Raw genomic sequence first — 15,435 nt, 5'->3', positions numbered from 1 at the left:
GCAAAAATTAATTAGGGGCTGCTTTAGATAATGAGCTAACCATCTAAGTTAGTTAACGCATTAAACATCGGCTCATACAGTGGCTGCGCTAATGTAGTCAGAGCTGCTGACAAAGCCTTAAACGCATCTTGGTCACGCAGTACATATTGCCAAATTGCATGCTGCGAACAAGTATCATATACCGTATCTGAATTGTAGTTAGGTCTTAACCAGTCCGAGAAGTCGGCACGTTTTGGCCAGTAGCTATTATCGTCACCTTTTTCAGGCTTTAGATACTTATCAAGGTAATTAAGTGCATATTCTGGCAGTAATGTAATAGGCACTTGACCCGTTAACTTGCCAAAAAACGCCCATTTTATCAGCTCAATCACAGCGTCTTCATACACAATTGGGCTTAGTTTAAATGCGATTACATCTTTATAGTTACCAACTTGTGAGCTGGCCTTATTGAAGCGCCAAATACTTACGCCATCATTTAATGCCACTTGCTCGGCAGTGGTACGTCTGGCCACTTGCCAATACAAATGTGATAACCAAAACTTGAGCAAATGCCTAGGGCTAGCAGAATTGGGCAGTATATTTAACCATTGCTTAGGCGATTGCTGAGCATAAGGCACGCCTGCCTGAATAACTGATATGGGTGCTGATATTGGTACTGAGCCCTTTATCTTAATGACTTTCGGCAACAGCTTAAACAGTGTTTCTATACCCTCTATATTCGTCTGATTACTTGACTCGTTGTCAGTACTACTCAGTATATTTTTTAGTTCTATCTGAACAGGATGTTCGGCGGTTGGCGTCAATAGCTGTAATACTGTAGCGACATCTGCTCCACTCTCGTTGAGAATACTGCTCTCATCAAAGCCATTAGCCATTAATTGCTCTTTGAACTCCAAGCATTGTTGTTGCAGTTTTTTTTGTTGATTGGGTAATGTGGTTTGGCGAGCCACACCGGCTGGCATGATTTTTTGATACATCAAGATTTGACTGTCTTGTTTAGCCTTCCCATCACTATTCTTATTGGTGGCATTGTTGGTCAATTCATTTATCAAATGCTCTTTAATCTGATAGGTGGTCAAACTGTCTAGAAACAGTGGCTCTTGATGCGCCATCGCTTCCTCGCCTTGCACTACATGCACTTTTTGAGACCGTAAAAACGCTTTGGCAGGATGACGCACTTGATAGACCAATACTCCCTCAACGTCTATTTCTCCAATGTTAAATATAGTATCAAATAGGGTCTTGATGAGTGCCTCATTCATATCACTACTATCACTGGCATCAGCAGTATTATCTAGCGCTAGCATCTCAATCAATGCAGAGAATGTTTGATTATCTACTTGTCCCATTTGCCCCAAACCTTGACCGAAAATCTGAGCAATAGATTCATATTGCCCTTTTGTAGGTAAGCCTACTAGCTGTGGATGCTCGCTAGATACTCGACCCTTCAAGGTATCAAACACAGCTTGCCAAAGCGGCGCAGGCGGGAACTGCTTTTTTTGCGCTAATTTGGTTTTGCGCATGGCTTTATTTAAGATAGCATCCAGCTCATCAATCATATCGACAGGGCTAGAATCCTTAGCATTGATATTAACGTTGGCATTGTCAACAAGATTAGTAGACGCTTGCTCAAAAATATCAGCGCCTTCGATTGCCGTTTCAAACAGACTCTCATGGAAAGGCAGTGCAGGATGCTCAGTTACTAACCACTGCTTAATCAATTTAGGCAAATAACGCTTGAGACTCTCGGTGGTGGGATCAATATTCTCAGGCAATGTCTCCAGCGAGTTCACCTGCCACTGCACCTCGCCTTGCAAAAACTGCAATAGCTCACTCACTGGATTGGCTGGCAGATGCTCGTGGGTGTCCGTCAAGCTTTGGCCGTTGTAGAACATCCAACAAGCACTGCGCGCGCACAGTAGTGCATCTAAAAATGCGCCATTGTCATCATCTTCGCTGACTCTATCACCGCGGCGTGCATTGGTCGCTTTCATCAAATCATAGCGGTTATCACGGTCACTCCCAGGAAACTCAGAGAGGTTCATATTAAGCATCACCACCAACTCAAAAGGCACGTTTCTTAATGCACCAAATTTACCAAAGGTAATCACACCAGTAGGCTCAGCACTGACCTGCTGGCTTTCAAGCTCTGCTTCGATACTGTCTAGCATAAAGCTTAGTTTAAGCGGTAACTGCTCAACACCTGCCAGCCTTTGCTCTACCTCTTTGTTGGCGCTATCACCACTAGAATACTGTCTATAATGGCGATTGGCTCGTAAACTTGATTTAAAGCCGTTCATAGCATTATAGATGGCGCGCATGGTGCGTGTTTGATCGACATCGCCAAAGTAACGATGAATGACTTGTGTCTCAATCTGATCAAGCCAGTCTTCTGCTTTCTTTTTTTGTGTATGATCATCACGTCGTGCGACCAAGCCAGTATAAATACGACAAAGCGCTTCAACAATCAGCGCATCATTTAGGCTCACTTGTGGTAGCGGTAAGGTCATTTCTGGTAAAGCTGTACTTGGCCATTCATCGTCATTCAGAGTATATAAACAATTGCTTAGCTCAGCCTCTGGCATCACTAGACCTAAAGTTAATCTATCTAATGCCTGTGCAAAGCTAAAGCGATAGTCGTAATCGTTACTGTCCAAAGTTTGCTTAAGATGCAACTCGTCAAAACCGCGAATGAAGCCCGCCTCTACCAACAAGTCACAACCACGGCTCATTTGCTCATGAGTCAGTCCAAAACTTTCAAATAAAGGCGGTAACATGAGCCAATCTAAGACTTCAGCTGCTTCAAAACGGGCGCTATGGCTACTCAATAGTTTGTAAAAACCGATAATCGCTTCCCATAACTGGCGAATGTCGGCATCGACAACACCAGTTACCTTCGCAGGCAAGGTCAAACCGTCTTGACCCTTACCATTGACGAAGATAGAGCCAATCAATGCATGATGACGCTCAACGTCAGGTAGCAGCACAACAATGTCGGAGATATGGCGTTTTTTCTCACCGGGCTTGATAGGTTTATTTAGCCAACGACCAATCATAATACGTAGTACTTCAAGCTGACGCTGTAAACTATGGCACGAATGGATGCTTAGGCTATTATCTTGCGCAGACATTGCCCAAAAGCGGTCTTTTTCAAAGCGCTTATTCTCTAATGCCTCATCTTCATACCATGGTGTTTGATGCAGCTCTTGATCAAAGCCTAGCTCTATTTGCTTACTCATCTCCTGCGAAACTTTTGCAGCCGTCGCTTGCTGGGTAGATTGCTCATCAAGCATCAACACATCGTTTTGCAAACGTCTAAGTAAGCTTGGACTATTCTGAGCGCTACTAGCATCATCGATATACTCAGCAGCAAACCTATGATTAGAACCAATGCTCAGCGTATCATCAAAATTATCTTGCCATTCAACCAGTGCATCGTCGTACTGCTCATTACCAGACAAGTTAGCCAGCATCGCAAACGCATCACGCGATTGCTTACCCAAACGTGATAGCAAACTGTGGCCGTAATCACGCAGAAACACGCTTTCAGGATTGATAATCTGCTGACGCTGTAACCATGATTTATCGACGATATCGGCCCAAAAAAGCTTTGATGGATTGTAATGCAATAGCGTGATATTCATGTATTGCGACAGGCGCTGTAGGAAATCTAGCTCGGTCTGTGGTAGTTGCTGGATGGTAAAGATACGCAGCACTTTGGGTAACTGACTTTGCTCGCCAGCCTTATTTGACTTTAGTGCTTGCCAAAACACCTCTTCCAATACAACACGATGCTGATGCACATCCGCAAATAAATGCGACCATAAGAAGCGTTGAGCAACTTCTAACTCAACATAATGCTCCACTAACCACTCAGGCGTGCCACGCGCATACTTATCAAAGCGCAGTGACAAGGCATCTTTATCCGCTATCAACTCATTCACATTCAGCGGTTTATTATGCGACCATAATGCCAACCAATCCTCACGATGGGTCAAATAGCGATTAAACACCCTCGCCAGATCATTTGACAGCTGCCAAATACGCGCATCTTGCTGCGACTTATCTTGTCGTACATTGTCTTGCTCAACTCCAGCTTGTGGCTCATCAATCAAAGACGCCAGCAGCGGATTCACCGGATGTTTTTCATCTTTAATAATCGACTCTTGGTAGTAAGTCAGATACCCAAACAATCGCCATTGCATTACTGTCGGTGACAACACCGCAACTTCGGGCACGTTTAGAGTTGTCGCTTCAGGGTTTTGCCCCAATAAGTACGCATTATGGCGAGTCAATACATCTTGCATCAGCGTCCATTGATACTGTCCCCAAAACTTAGTACGCACCAAGGTACTAATACCAGCACGGCTGGCAATGGTTTTATCCAACCAATCACCCAATACCATTGAAGGCACAATGACAATAAAAGGCTCAAAAACAGGCTGACTTTTGGACTGATACTGCACAAGAAGCTGATCAACAAGATTTTCGGTACGATGGGATTGTATAATGGTAAACATAGAGAATCGTCTGATTGAAGTAGCAGGAGAATAAAGGAATTGATAAAGAATACATGCTCGAGATAGCACGCAAACATTCATAGTAAAATTTTGAGTGTAATAACAACGCTGTAGGCGGCAATACTTGTCAATCCATGTTTAGCAGTCGTCAATGGATGACATTTCTGCTAGCATGACGCTGTTAAATCAAACTGCATTGGTAAACACTCATGTATATCCGCTTACAGACTCTCTTGTAAGACGAATAGTAATCTGGCTATTAGTTTGCCATTGTTCGCCAACGTTTACTAGCATATAAACCACCGATAAAAACACACTGCGACAATAGATGTCGCTGCGTTTTACCTCAATTCTTAGTGATGAGACAATTTAATACTATGCCCTTGCGTCCCATTGATGCCATTTTCATTCACCCTAAACGACGTTTATATGTCGTATACTACCGCGGTGAGCTTTGGCAATTGCCACGCATGAAAATAGATCATCAATCTTGGCAAAATAGACAGCCATATAAGGATGACAGTCGTGGACTCTATCTGAGTATTCATCAAGCCATAAGCGACCCTATTTTGGCACAAAAATTACGGACCCTAAATCTACCTATGGCAGTACGTGGAAGCACCTTATCACGCTTCGAGGCATGGTGGGAAACTCACGGCTTTGAGTGGCTTAAAGACAAACTAAGTGCAGGACAATCACCATTGGCGGCGCATCAAACCTCCACAAAAATGATTGACAATCAACCCTCTTCCCCTTCAAACTACCTCTCTGCTCTGGCAAGTAGCAATAATACCACTGCTCATAAAAACCCAGAACAAACTGATATTTTTTCGGATATGCTAGCGGATTTAGCAGATGAAGTGCTGCATCAACCGCTCTAAACCACATTTAAACCAACAATAAGAAGATCGGTACCATATGAAAGACTACAAGCTGCTACTGGCTGGGCTCATTTTACTGCTGCTGATTATTTTTATCGCCATCTTTACTTGGTTATGGACCAGCAATCGTAAAAACATGGATCCATTGCCTATTATGTCAAATGAGAGTGGATCAACTGCTTCAGCGGAAGAAGATGGAGAGACGGTTGCCAAGAGCACTTTGCACATACAAGCAGAAGAAAAACTACAAACGCCTTTAGACGCTGTGATTTCAAGTTTTCAATCTCGTTATCCCAATGTAGAAATCATGACAAGTTATGTCGCCTCTGTTGCACTTTTGACACTATCGGATAATAAAGTAGCCGATGATGAGCCGTCTTTATTTATTGTTGATACCGATATCATTATTGCTGATGGCAATTTATCGGCAGCGCGCTTAGCACCATTACAAGAAAAATTAAAAATAGCACAAGATAAACAAAACCAGAGCAAGGCAAAAAATGGCATGGTAGAAGATACTATTGATGCAGATAGTAATGCTGATGAAATCGCTGCTAAAGGTGAAGCTGATAATACAAACACTCGAAGTCTTGTATCGTTTAGTTATGCCTTAAAAGACAAGAAAAAAGTAGACGGTGTCATCTTAACTCAAAATCCTATTGCACTTAACTTTCGAAACTTTTTACTCTCAAGTACAGGGCAAGATATATTAAGTAGACACGATTATGAAAATATCGATGGCTATCAAAATGATATGGCAAACCTGTTTAAGTCAAATACGCAAGGCAAAAAAGCAACAGGCGAGTTGACAGTAGATGTCGCTGACGCTATCAGTATTGCTAAATAAATACAAAACCCTCTACTTACTCGGTATTAATTGATTTTATAAGTGCTTTTTTCTACAATAGCACTCTATTATGCGCCTATAGCTCAACAGGATAGAGCAGTTGCCTCCTAAGCGATCGATCGGGGTTCGAGTCCCTGTGGGCGCACCAACAAACATAACGATATGACACGATAAACCCTTGTAAGCCAAGCGCTGCAAGGGTTTTTTGTTTTTTAATATACGGTAGTCACCGATTAATAACGGTATCTACCACTTGTACACGGTGAAAATAACGGTATCATAGACGGTATTCATCGATACCGAAAAATACTTAAGATCCAACAAAGTTACACGCCATGGTGATGGCAAAAATCTATATCTTATATAACGTCTGAATGGATATTTATTTTAGCAGATGGCTTTTCGATAGGTCTTTTCTAAAATCTTGGTTTCGATACTGGTGTAATAGCATTGGCTGAGCATTCAGGATCACACAAGCTGCAATCTATGCAACTATTAGGATCTATCGCTAAAAAGTTAAGACCTTCAAAAAATGCATCCACGAGACATACTGCAACACAGTCCGTGTATTTGCATTTAATGCAGTTATCACCAATGATGAACGCGATAAAAATTATCATTTATAATTCAAGATGGCGGATCATTTTCAAACTACAATACAAATCCGTAAATTTACCCTGCGTAAGTAAAATATTTATTCGCTTATTTGTATCAGTACCAGTAAAATGCGAGACTGTTTTTTACACGAGTTTATGAGTAACCAATGATACGTTTAACTGAAATTAAATTGCCATTAAATCATGCACCTGAAGATTTAACGACTGCTATAACGACAAAACTTAAAATTTCTGCTGAGCAAATGGCGTCATTTGTGATGTTTAAACGTGGTTATGATGCTCGTAATAAAAGAAATATCCAATTAATTTATACGCTAGACATCACACTGGCCGACTCGAATTTAACCAATGATTTATTGGTTCGATTTGAGTCAGACAACCATGTTAAAGCAACACCAGATACCAGTTATAAATATGTAGGTGCAGCGCCAAAAGATTTAACTGAGCGTCCTGTTGTTATTGGTTTTGGACCTTGCGGTTTATTAGCAGCACTAACCCTTGCCCAAATGGGTTTTAAACCTATTATCATTGAACGTGGTAATGAAGTCAGACAACGCACCAAAGACACCTTTGGCTTTTGGCGTCAGCGCAAATTAAACACAGAATCAAACGTACAATTCGGTGAAGGCGGCGCCGGTACCTTTTCCGATGGAAAATTATATAGCCAAGTGAAAGATCCCAATCATTATGGCCGTAAAGTCATGACTGAATTTGTAAAAGCTGGCGCACCAGAGGAGATTTTATTTGTCAGTAAACCGCACATAGGTACTTATAAATTAGTCACCATGGTAGAAAAAATGCGTGCCGAGATTATAGAACTTGGTGGCGAAATTCGTTTTGCTACTCGCGTAGACGACTTACATATAACTGACTCAAAAGTAACTGGCGTGACACTTAATAGTGGCGAAACCTTAAAAACTAACCATGTTGTTCTTGCTGTTGGTCATAGCGCCCGTGATACCTTCCAAATGATCTATGATAAAGGCGTGTATGTTGAAGCAAAACCTTTTTCAATTGGCTTTAGGATTGAACATAAACAGTCAACCATAGACCAAGCACGCTTTGGTGACAATGCTGGAAACGAAATACTTGGTGCTGCGGATTACAAACTGGTTCATCATTGTAAAAATGGTCGTTCTGTTTATAGCTTCTGCATGTGTCCAGGCGGAACCGTTGTTGCCGCAGCATCAGAAGAAGGCCGTGTTGTCACTAACGGCATGAGCCAATATTCAAGGAACGAGCGTAACGCCAACAGTGCTATTGTTGTCGGCATCGACCCAGAGCGAGATTACCCAAACCACCCTCTTGCTGGTATCGAATTACAAAGACAACTAGAAACCTTAGCGTTTGAATTAGGCGGCAAAAACTACAATGCACCAGCGCAAACCATTGGCGATTTCTTAAAAGGTAAACCAAATTCAGAGTTAGGTGATGTCAACCCGTCTTACACACCGGGCATTACCTTAACTGACTTAAGCAAAGCATTACCTGATTTTGCCGTGGATGCCATACGTGAAGCCATTCCAGCGTTTAATAAAAAAATCCAAGGATTTTCATCTGACGACGGTCTACTAACTGGCGTAGAAACCAGAACATCGTCACCAATAAGTATTAAACGCAATAAAGAATTTCAAAGTATTAATACCAAAGGTTTATTCCCAGCTGGCGAAGGCGCTGGTTACGCAGGTGGCATATTATCAGCAGGGATTGATGGCATTAAAGTGGCCGAAGCTGTGGCGAAATCGATGTTGAAGATAGAGTAAGAGCGGCTTTAGGCTTTAGGCTTTAGGCTTTAGGCTTTAGGCTTTAGGCTTTAGGCTTTAGGCAATTATTAAAGCAGGTTAATTTTCAGTCAAACATTATACTCATTCTGATAAACAATATTGCTGTCCGTTTATCAGAATTTTTAATGATCAATTTGTGTATGTGAAATAAGCAAGAACTATAGTTAACTACAACCTAAACGATTTGCACGCTCATACATACAATCGTCAGGATACTGCTCGACATCTTTTTAGTAAGGCTTCATTAGGCATTTTAGTCGGTGCTTTGTGTCTGGTTGTTTTAGGCTCTAAGTCCTGCTGCCAGCTGTAAATGTACTGGTGCTCAGCTGATAAAAGATAGCGGCGTAGGCATGCTATAAATACACACACATGGGTGAACCTGCTACAGGGTCTGTAATCACTTTGGCTTGCACGTCAAATATATCAGCAAGCATTCCCTCCGTCACCACCTCACAAGGGGTGCCCATTATTTGCAGTTCGCCCGACTTTAGCACCACCAATAAATCACAATATCTCGCTGCTTGGTTGAGGTCATGGAGCACAACTATAATGCTTTTGCCGTTGTCTTTTAATTCTCGTATGAGTCGCATCAGCTCTATTTGGTAAGAGATATCTAGATAGGTAGTTGGTTCATCCAGCATGATAATATCCGTATCCTGCGCTAAAACCATCGCGAGCCAAGCGCGCTGCTGTTGACCGCCAGATAAGGCTTCAAGTGATGTCTCAGCTAGAGATTGAATAGACATCTCATTTATAACGCTATCTACTATCTGGTTGTCTGTCGCGCTCAACTTACCCCAATGTGAGACATAGGGCGTTCTGCCATACTCAACCAACTGTCTGACAGTCAAGCCTTCAGGATTGGTCTGTACTTGTGGCAATACCGATATCTGACGAGCAATCTGCCGATTATTCAATTGCGCCATATCTTGTTGTCTAAGTAAGATTCTGCCCGATTGAGGTTGAATCAGCCGGCACAAGCCTTTTAATAGCGTAGATTTTCCGCAACCATTTGGACCAATGAGTCCAATGACTTTATTTTCTGGCAACTCAAGGGACAAGTTTTTGATAACTGTCTGTCCGCCATGATAGCCAAGCTGTAGTTCATTCACTGATAGCATCACCACCCCTTATAGCGCGATAGCAAAAAGATAAAATAAGGCGCACCGATCACTGAGGTTAAGACGCCAGCTGGTAGCTCAATTGGCGCAAATAGACTGCGTGCCAATACATCTGCGGTGACTAAAATGATCGCGCCTATCAGCGCTGACGCTGGCAACAAGATGCGGTGCTGATGCCCAAAGAGCAATCGTGCGATATGCGGCGCGAGTAAACCAATAAAACTGACTGTCCCTGCCACCGACACCGCCAAACTCGCAATCACCACTGCGATAAATAATGTAGTAAATTCTAATGGCTTGACTGACACACCAAGATGATATGCCGTTTCCTCGCCAAGTCCCAATACATCTAAACGCCATGCTAAATACATACTGATGACCATTAATACGGCAAATATTATCGTTAACATTGGAATATGTTGCCAGCTGCGACCCCACAAGCTACCAGTTAACCAAATCATTGCGGTATTGATTTCTACAGGATAAATCACCAATAGAAAATTAATCCCACTGGCTAAAAAAGCACTAATGGCAACGCCAATCAATGCCAAACGTGCTGGCGTAGGCTGTGATATCTGTGCCAACAGCATGATAGAACTAAACGCCAATAATCCGCCAAGTAAAGCTGCGACAGATAGCCACCACGTTGGTGCCGCAGGAAGCATAACCAGCAACAAAGTCGCGCAAAACCCTGCGCCAGCACTGATACCCATCAAGTCAGGAGATGCTAACGGGTTACGAATGACCCCTTGTACTAATGATCCTGATAGACCAAGGCTTGCCCCCACTAAAATTGATAATAGCGTGCGCGGCAATCGGTGCTGCCACACAATAAAGTCTTTGTCGCCGCCAAATCCTTGCTGTAAATGCTGCCAGATTTGCGCTAGCGTTAATTCACTGGCACCAAAAAAGATGCTGCTCACACTAAGGATGAATAGCATCAGAATAATCAGTACCACCGCCCTACTTGCCGATTTACGAGCAAATAGTGAGTTTGAGCGCGATGAAGAAGCTTTAGTTTGTATCGTCATTCGTTGCTTACTTTTGTTGCTGGATAGGATTTTGAGTCGCCTTTGATTAACATGCATACAAACTTAGCGGTCTTGATAAGCCATAAAAACATATATAACCGACTTTCACATTGAACAGTCACTTATATTCGACAGTCATTTATAAAGTATTTCAAACTTGCTTGTATTAGCTATCGATCAGCTATCGAGTCGTCTTCTACACGCCAGCGCAATAAAAACAGGTGTCCCAATAAGTGCCGTTAGCAAGCCCACTGGTGTCTCTGCTGGATACGCAACCGCCCGTGACAAGACATCCGCCCACACCATCAATATACTGCCAAGCAGCATAGACAATGGCAAAATCTGCTCATAAGCCATATTCGATACCTGCTTTAACAGGCGCTTGGCAACATGGGGGATAATCAAACCGACAAAGGCAACAGGACCGGCGACCGCCACACTGATCGCCGTCAATATCGTAATCAATGCCCCACATGACCACTGTAATGCCCGCAGGTTCACCCCAAGGCTACTTGCCACATCATCGCCCAGCACCAAGACATTTAATTTAGGTGATAGCCACCAGCCATAACCCAAGGTCAGCAGCGATATAGCCGCTAGCATGGGAATGGACTCCCAGCGCGTATTGGCAATAGAGCCAGCTAGCCAATACAGTACCCCATAAGCTTGCTCATCCGTAGTAATCAGCGCCGCTCGTGTCATGCCGACCAGCAGCGCATTGATAGCAACGCCCGATAAGATTAGACGAACAGGATGCACCGGACGCCCAGAAAAATAACCCGCCAATCCTGCAACGAGGGCACAAGAGAGCACTGCCCCAACCATTGCTTGCAAAAAGGTAGAGGTTAAAAAGGTAAATCCTAAACCAATAGAAGATAAAGCAACCACGCACGCTGCCCCTGCATTGATACCCAATACCGCAGGAGATGCCAGTGAGTTACGGGTCATCACTTGCATTAGTAACCCCGCCACCGCCAAATTGGCACCGACTATAATCGCCACGAGCACGCGCGGCAGGCGAATCTCTATTAATAATTGTGCAGTTAGCGACGCTTGACTATTTTGCTGCGTCAATAAGGAAAATAAATCCGTCAACGACAGGGCAAATTTTGAATATGCCGTTAACCCTTGCCAGCAGCCAATCAGTAAAATGACCAATAACCCACACCATAATAACGCCCGTATTATCGGGCGCTTTGCAATATGGGGTTTTAAGGATATAGAAGATGAGCAGCTCAGTTGCGGTTCAACCATAAAAATCGCCTTGTTTTAAAAAGACAGTAGTACAATGTCTCATTAATTTGACTCTTTTAAAGAAGGACTTGAACTTTTTTTGCCTTTTGGCTTAGCAATCTCAAGCAGCTCAGCTGTCATGTATTCAGCAGACTGCATACTGCGATTGAGCGCCCAATAATTGGGATCGACTTCGATGACCTGATTGTTTTTAACTGCCGTTAGCTGATTAAATAATGGTGAGGACTTCCATTCATCATAAATGGTGTGATCGTTATAACGTCCAATTAAAAGCCAATCAGGATTAGCCGCTAATAATTGCTCCAAACTGGTTGCGATATACGCCTCACCTGTTTGCTCAGGAATCGGACTTTTGATATTTAGATGATTGAGTAAACTACCGGCGTACGAGCTTGGACCATGCAGCCACATGCCTTTATCACTGATAATAGCAAACTGCACGCTGTGGTTAGCAAGTGGAGTTGTTGCCAATTGCGACTTTAAATCTGCCATTTTTTTTAGATGTGTATTGATGACTTGAGACATTTTTTGATCTTGATGTACGATATGACCGACCAATTGCGCCGTCTGTATATTCTCTACATAACTTTCACCGCGACTTTTAAGCACGATCGACGGTGCAATGCGATTAAGCTCATCGGCGATGACCGTATGACGCTCGTCATCGGCAATGATAAGGTCGGGTTTTAAATCAGCAATGGCTTCAAGGCTTGGCTGATAACGTGAACCGACCGAGGTATAGCCAGATAGCTGCTGATTAAATTCAGGAATAATACTGTCAGGTTTATTATCATCGGCAATACCAACCGGATTAAGTCCTAGCGCTAAAGCATCCCCTAAAAATGAGTATTCCAAAACTACGATACGCTTTGGATCCTGCGGATAGTCGCTCAAATTGGGCAAACGCGCTTTAATTTCTTCATCAGTTAGTAGAAGAACGTTATTTTTGTCACTTGACTCAGTAACTGCTGCTGCCAACGTGCCGTTATCAGCATTCAATGATGGCGTTGCCGTAACATTGTTTTTTTGATTGATAATAAAAACAATACCGCCAACCACAATCAATACGATGACCAGCAAGGGTAAAATAAGCGTGAGCTTTGGACGTTGATTCATAAATAGCTTTTCTTAATATCATTAAATGGGTTGGACGCTAGGGACATGAAATTTTGGCATTAAGACGCACTCGTTAAAATTCGTAGTTATAGGTTAATAGCCACGTTCTAGGCGCACCAAGACCAATTTGGTTTTTGCCCGAGGTGCCATTGGTAGCCCCAAGCGCATATTCTTTATCCAGAGCGTTATTTAGATTCAATTGCAGATTATGTTTGCCCATGCTGTAGGCAGTCATTAAATCTACGGTCGTATAGCCAGCGAGTTCGACTGCCTCTGCGTCTCCAGCGTAGCGGTCACTGATATAATTCACCCCGCCACCAATTCGCCATTGATCAGCAGGTTGATAAGCGGTCCATAACGAGAACGTTTGTTTCGGTACGTCGTTTGGCGTCAGACCCGTTTTTTTATCTTCAGCATCAAGATAACTATAGCCTGCCGACACATCCCAATTATCACTTAGCTTACCTCGAGCTTCTAACTCTAGACCTTGATGACGAAACTCATCTTTATCCGTCACTTCGCGATTGTCATTGGTTTTTGGGTCTTCTTTATCAATGCGATAGAGAGAAGCATTCAGCATAATATCGTCATTATTTAAATACGTTTTCACCCCAATCTCTTTTAGGTCGGTCTGATAAAGTGCACCCAATTTTGGATTGATAAACGTTCCTGAATAAGGCAGCTGCCATGAACGCGCTACGGTGGCATAAGCGGAGGTGGCGTCATTAAACTTATAGACGACGCCTGTTCGGTAGCTGAATTTGTCGTCGTTAAGCTCACTGTCCTTACCATTAGCGTTTTGACTCAGGCGCATATTGTCATAGCGAACGTTGCCGACAAGTGACCAGTCGCCAATATGATAGACATCTTGGGCAAAGACACCGATGCTTTGGGTGCTATTTTTACGAAATGCGGGGAAACCTGGGTTAGGCGTTGGACCAGCGCTCGGGTTGGTTGCAGATGTGGGTGGTACATTTTTGTCAGTCGCAAGAGTTAAGTCAATGTCAATGTCATTATAATCGGCACCAAATAGCAGCTCATGACTGCCCTTATTCCAAGCAAGCTCAGACTGTAAGGTTTTGCTGGTGCGTGGATCATAACCAAAATTATTGACAGTACGTTCAACCTTATCATTGACCACATCAGCAGATGATTGACGGGTGCCTTTTTGCTCTAAAGTAATATTGCTGTATGAAGCTCGATTGGTCCATTTAAGACCATCATTGATATCAAACTCATGATTGACATTGGCATGCCAAGTGTCTGAATCTTGGTAATCATTGGTGCCGCCATAAAAAGTATTAGGAGGTACATCAACAGGCTTACCATCTTTGGACGGAACACCGCGATAAGGTACAAGGTGCTGGCGCATAAAATCGAGGGAGAAATCTAGCGTTTGCTGGTCAGTCGGCTGCCAGCGAACTGTCGGTGCGATAAAGACATCATTTGAATCGATATGATCGACATAGGAGTCACTGCGGCGATATTCGGCATTGATACGGGCATTGACGGTATCTGATAATTTATGCGAGCTATCGACGCGCGCCACGGCTAAGCCATCGCTACCCACTTGCGCTTGCACCTTATCGAAGTCATCGCCTTCTGCTTTTTTACTGACGAGGTTGATAATACCACCTGCACTACCACGCCCATACAGCGCGCCCGCTGGACCTTTTACCACCTCTACGCGCTCTACATTGGCGAGGCTGCGATAGGACTGCAATTTGCCATCATCACGCATACCATCGCTATAGACATCGTTTAAACCATTGAATCCACGCAGCACAAACTCGTCTCGGCTACCTTCGCCAAGCGTGTTATTCAAACCGGCGACGCCTTTCATAGCATCCATCACGCGCACCGCGCCTCTATCCTCTAGCTCCGTTTTAGTTACTACCGATACTGACTGCGGCACATCTAACCACTCGGTCTGCGTCTTGGTCCCTGACGTTGGAGCATAAGCAGCATAGCCTTCATAGGTTTTAGCCATGACCACAATCGGCGCTAGCGTCGTTGATGGCAGTGTTGTTAATGGCTGTATAGCTGTCTCTTGAGCAGCAACCTGTTGACTCACCACCATGGTTAGACCAGTCGTCATCATGGCTAGGAATAATTGAGCACGGACCGCAGTCACTAAGGGTTTAGGTTGATGGTGAGACATAATTAGATCCATAGATGTGTTAAGGAATGAGCGAGGTTGTCAGTGGCTTAGTCTCAATAATTATTGAGCAGTATTTACTAATGCTTAAGCATATAAATGATAA

9 protein-coding genes, 1 tRNA gene and 1 pseudogene are annotated in these 15,435 nt (G+C 43.4%); 4 read left to right on the top strand and 7 right to left on the bottom strand.

Annotated elements, in window-relative coordinates; genetic code table 11:
- Positions 1-35: 35 nt before the first annotated feature.
- On the bottom strand, positions 36-4,520 hold the full coding sequence (locus tag PCRYO_RS06610) for an exodeoxyribonuclease V subunit gamma (protein WP_041753100.1): 4,485 nt from the start codon (positions 4,518-4,520) through the stop codon (positions 36-38).
- 377 nt (positions 4,521-4,897) lie between these two features.
- Between PCRYO_RS06610 and PCRYO_RS06605 the strand changes: the two genes are divergently transcribed.
- The 3 genes from PCRYO_RS06605 (at position 4,898) to PCRYO_RS06595 (ending at position 6,396) form a co-directional block, all read left to right on the top strand.
- Positions 4,898-5,401 (top strand): hypothetical protein, encoded by a 504-nt coding sequence (locus PCRYO_RS06605; protein WP_041753493.1) that lies wholly within the window; start codon positions 4,898-4,900, stop codon positions 5,399-5,401.
- A 37-nt stretch (positions 5,402-5,438) separates the two neighbouring features.
- Positions 5,439-6,248 (top strand): hypothetical protein, encoded by an 810-nt coding sequence (locus PCRYO_RS06600; protein ID WP_011513621.1) that lies wholly within the window; start codon positions 5,439-5,441, stop codon positions 6,246-6,248.
- A 72-nt stretch (positions 6,249-6,320) separates the two neighbouring features.
- Positions 6,321-6,396 (top strand) — tRNA-Arg (locus PCRYO_RS06595).
- Between the two features lie 295 nt (positions 6,397-6,691).
- On the opposite strand, the pseudogene PCRYO_RS13310 reads toward PCRYO_RS06595, so the two are convergent.
- Positions 6,692-6,868, bottom strand: a pseudogene (locus tag PCRYO_RS13310) (ferredoxin family protein); the annotation flags it as partial.
- A 143-nt stretch (positions 6,869-7,011) separates the two neighbouring features.
- Between PCRYO_RS13310 and PCRYO_RS06590 the strand changes: the two are divergent.
- A complete protein-coding gene (locus tag PCRYO_RS06590) occupies positions 7,012-8,628 on the top strand; it encodes an NAD(P)/FAD-dependent oxidoreductase (protein WP_011513619.1) in 1,617 nt (538 codons plus the stop codon).
- Between the two features lie 374 nt (positions 8,629-9,002).
- Here PCRYO_RS06590 and fecE read toward each other — a convergent pair whose 3' ends face one another.
- The 5 genes from fecE to PCRYO_RS06565 all read right to left on the bottom strand — a co-directional run bounded on the left by fecE (position 9,003) and on the right by PCRYO_RS06565 (position 15,332).
- On the bottom strand, positions 9,003-9,770 hold the full coding sequence (gene fecE / locus PCRYO_RS06585) for a Fe(3+) dicitrate ABC transporter ATP-binding protein FecE (protein WP_011513618.1): 768 nt from the start codon (positions 9,768-9,770) through the stop codon (positions 9,003-9,005).
- Positions 9,770-10,801 (bottom strand): FecCD family ABC transporter permease, encoded by a 1,032-nt coding sequence (locus PCRYO_RS06580; RefSeq protein WP_088591971.1) that lies wholly within the window; start codon positions 10,799-10,801, stop codon positions 9,770-9,772. The genes fecE and PCRYO_RS06580 overlap by 1 nt, the downstream gene beginning before the upstream one ends.
- Positions 10,802-10,978: 177 nt before the next feature.
- Positions 10,979-12,055: a FecCD family ABC transporter permease gene (locus PCRYO_RS06575; RefSeq protein ID WP_011513616.1), complete on the bottom strand. Its 1,077-nt coding sequence runs from the start codon at positions 12,053-12,055 to the stop codon at positions 10,979-10,981.
- 42 nt (positions 12,056-12,097) lie between these two features.
- The gene (locus tag PCRYO_RS06570) at positions 12,098-13,171 is read right to left on the bottom strand and encodes an ABC transporter substrate-binding protein (RefSeq protein ID WP_011513615.1); all 1,074 of its coding nucleotides are present in this window, start codon (positions 13,169-13,171) and stop codon (positions 12,098-12,100) included.
- Positions 13,172-13,244: 73 nt separating this feature from the next.
- The gene (locus PCRYO_RS06565) at positions 13,245-15,332 is read right to left on the bottom strand and encodes a TonB-dependent receptor (protein WP_105575663.1); all 2,088 of its coding nucleotides are present in this window, start codon (positions 15,330-15,332) and stop codon (positions 13,245-13,247) included.
- Between the last annotated feature and the right edge of the window lie 103 nt (positions 15,333-15,435).

Origin of the sequence: Psychrobacter cryohalolentis K5 (genome assembly GCF_000013905.1) — a bacterium.
In the GTDB taxonomy this organism is placed as follows: Bacteria; Pseudomonadota; Gammaproteobacteria; order Pseudomonadales; family Moraxellaceae; genus Psychrobacter; species Psychrobacter cryohalolentis.
The sequence above is the reverse complement of the archived record's forward strand: the minus strand, read 5'-3'. Positions and strand labels throughout refer to the sequence as shown.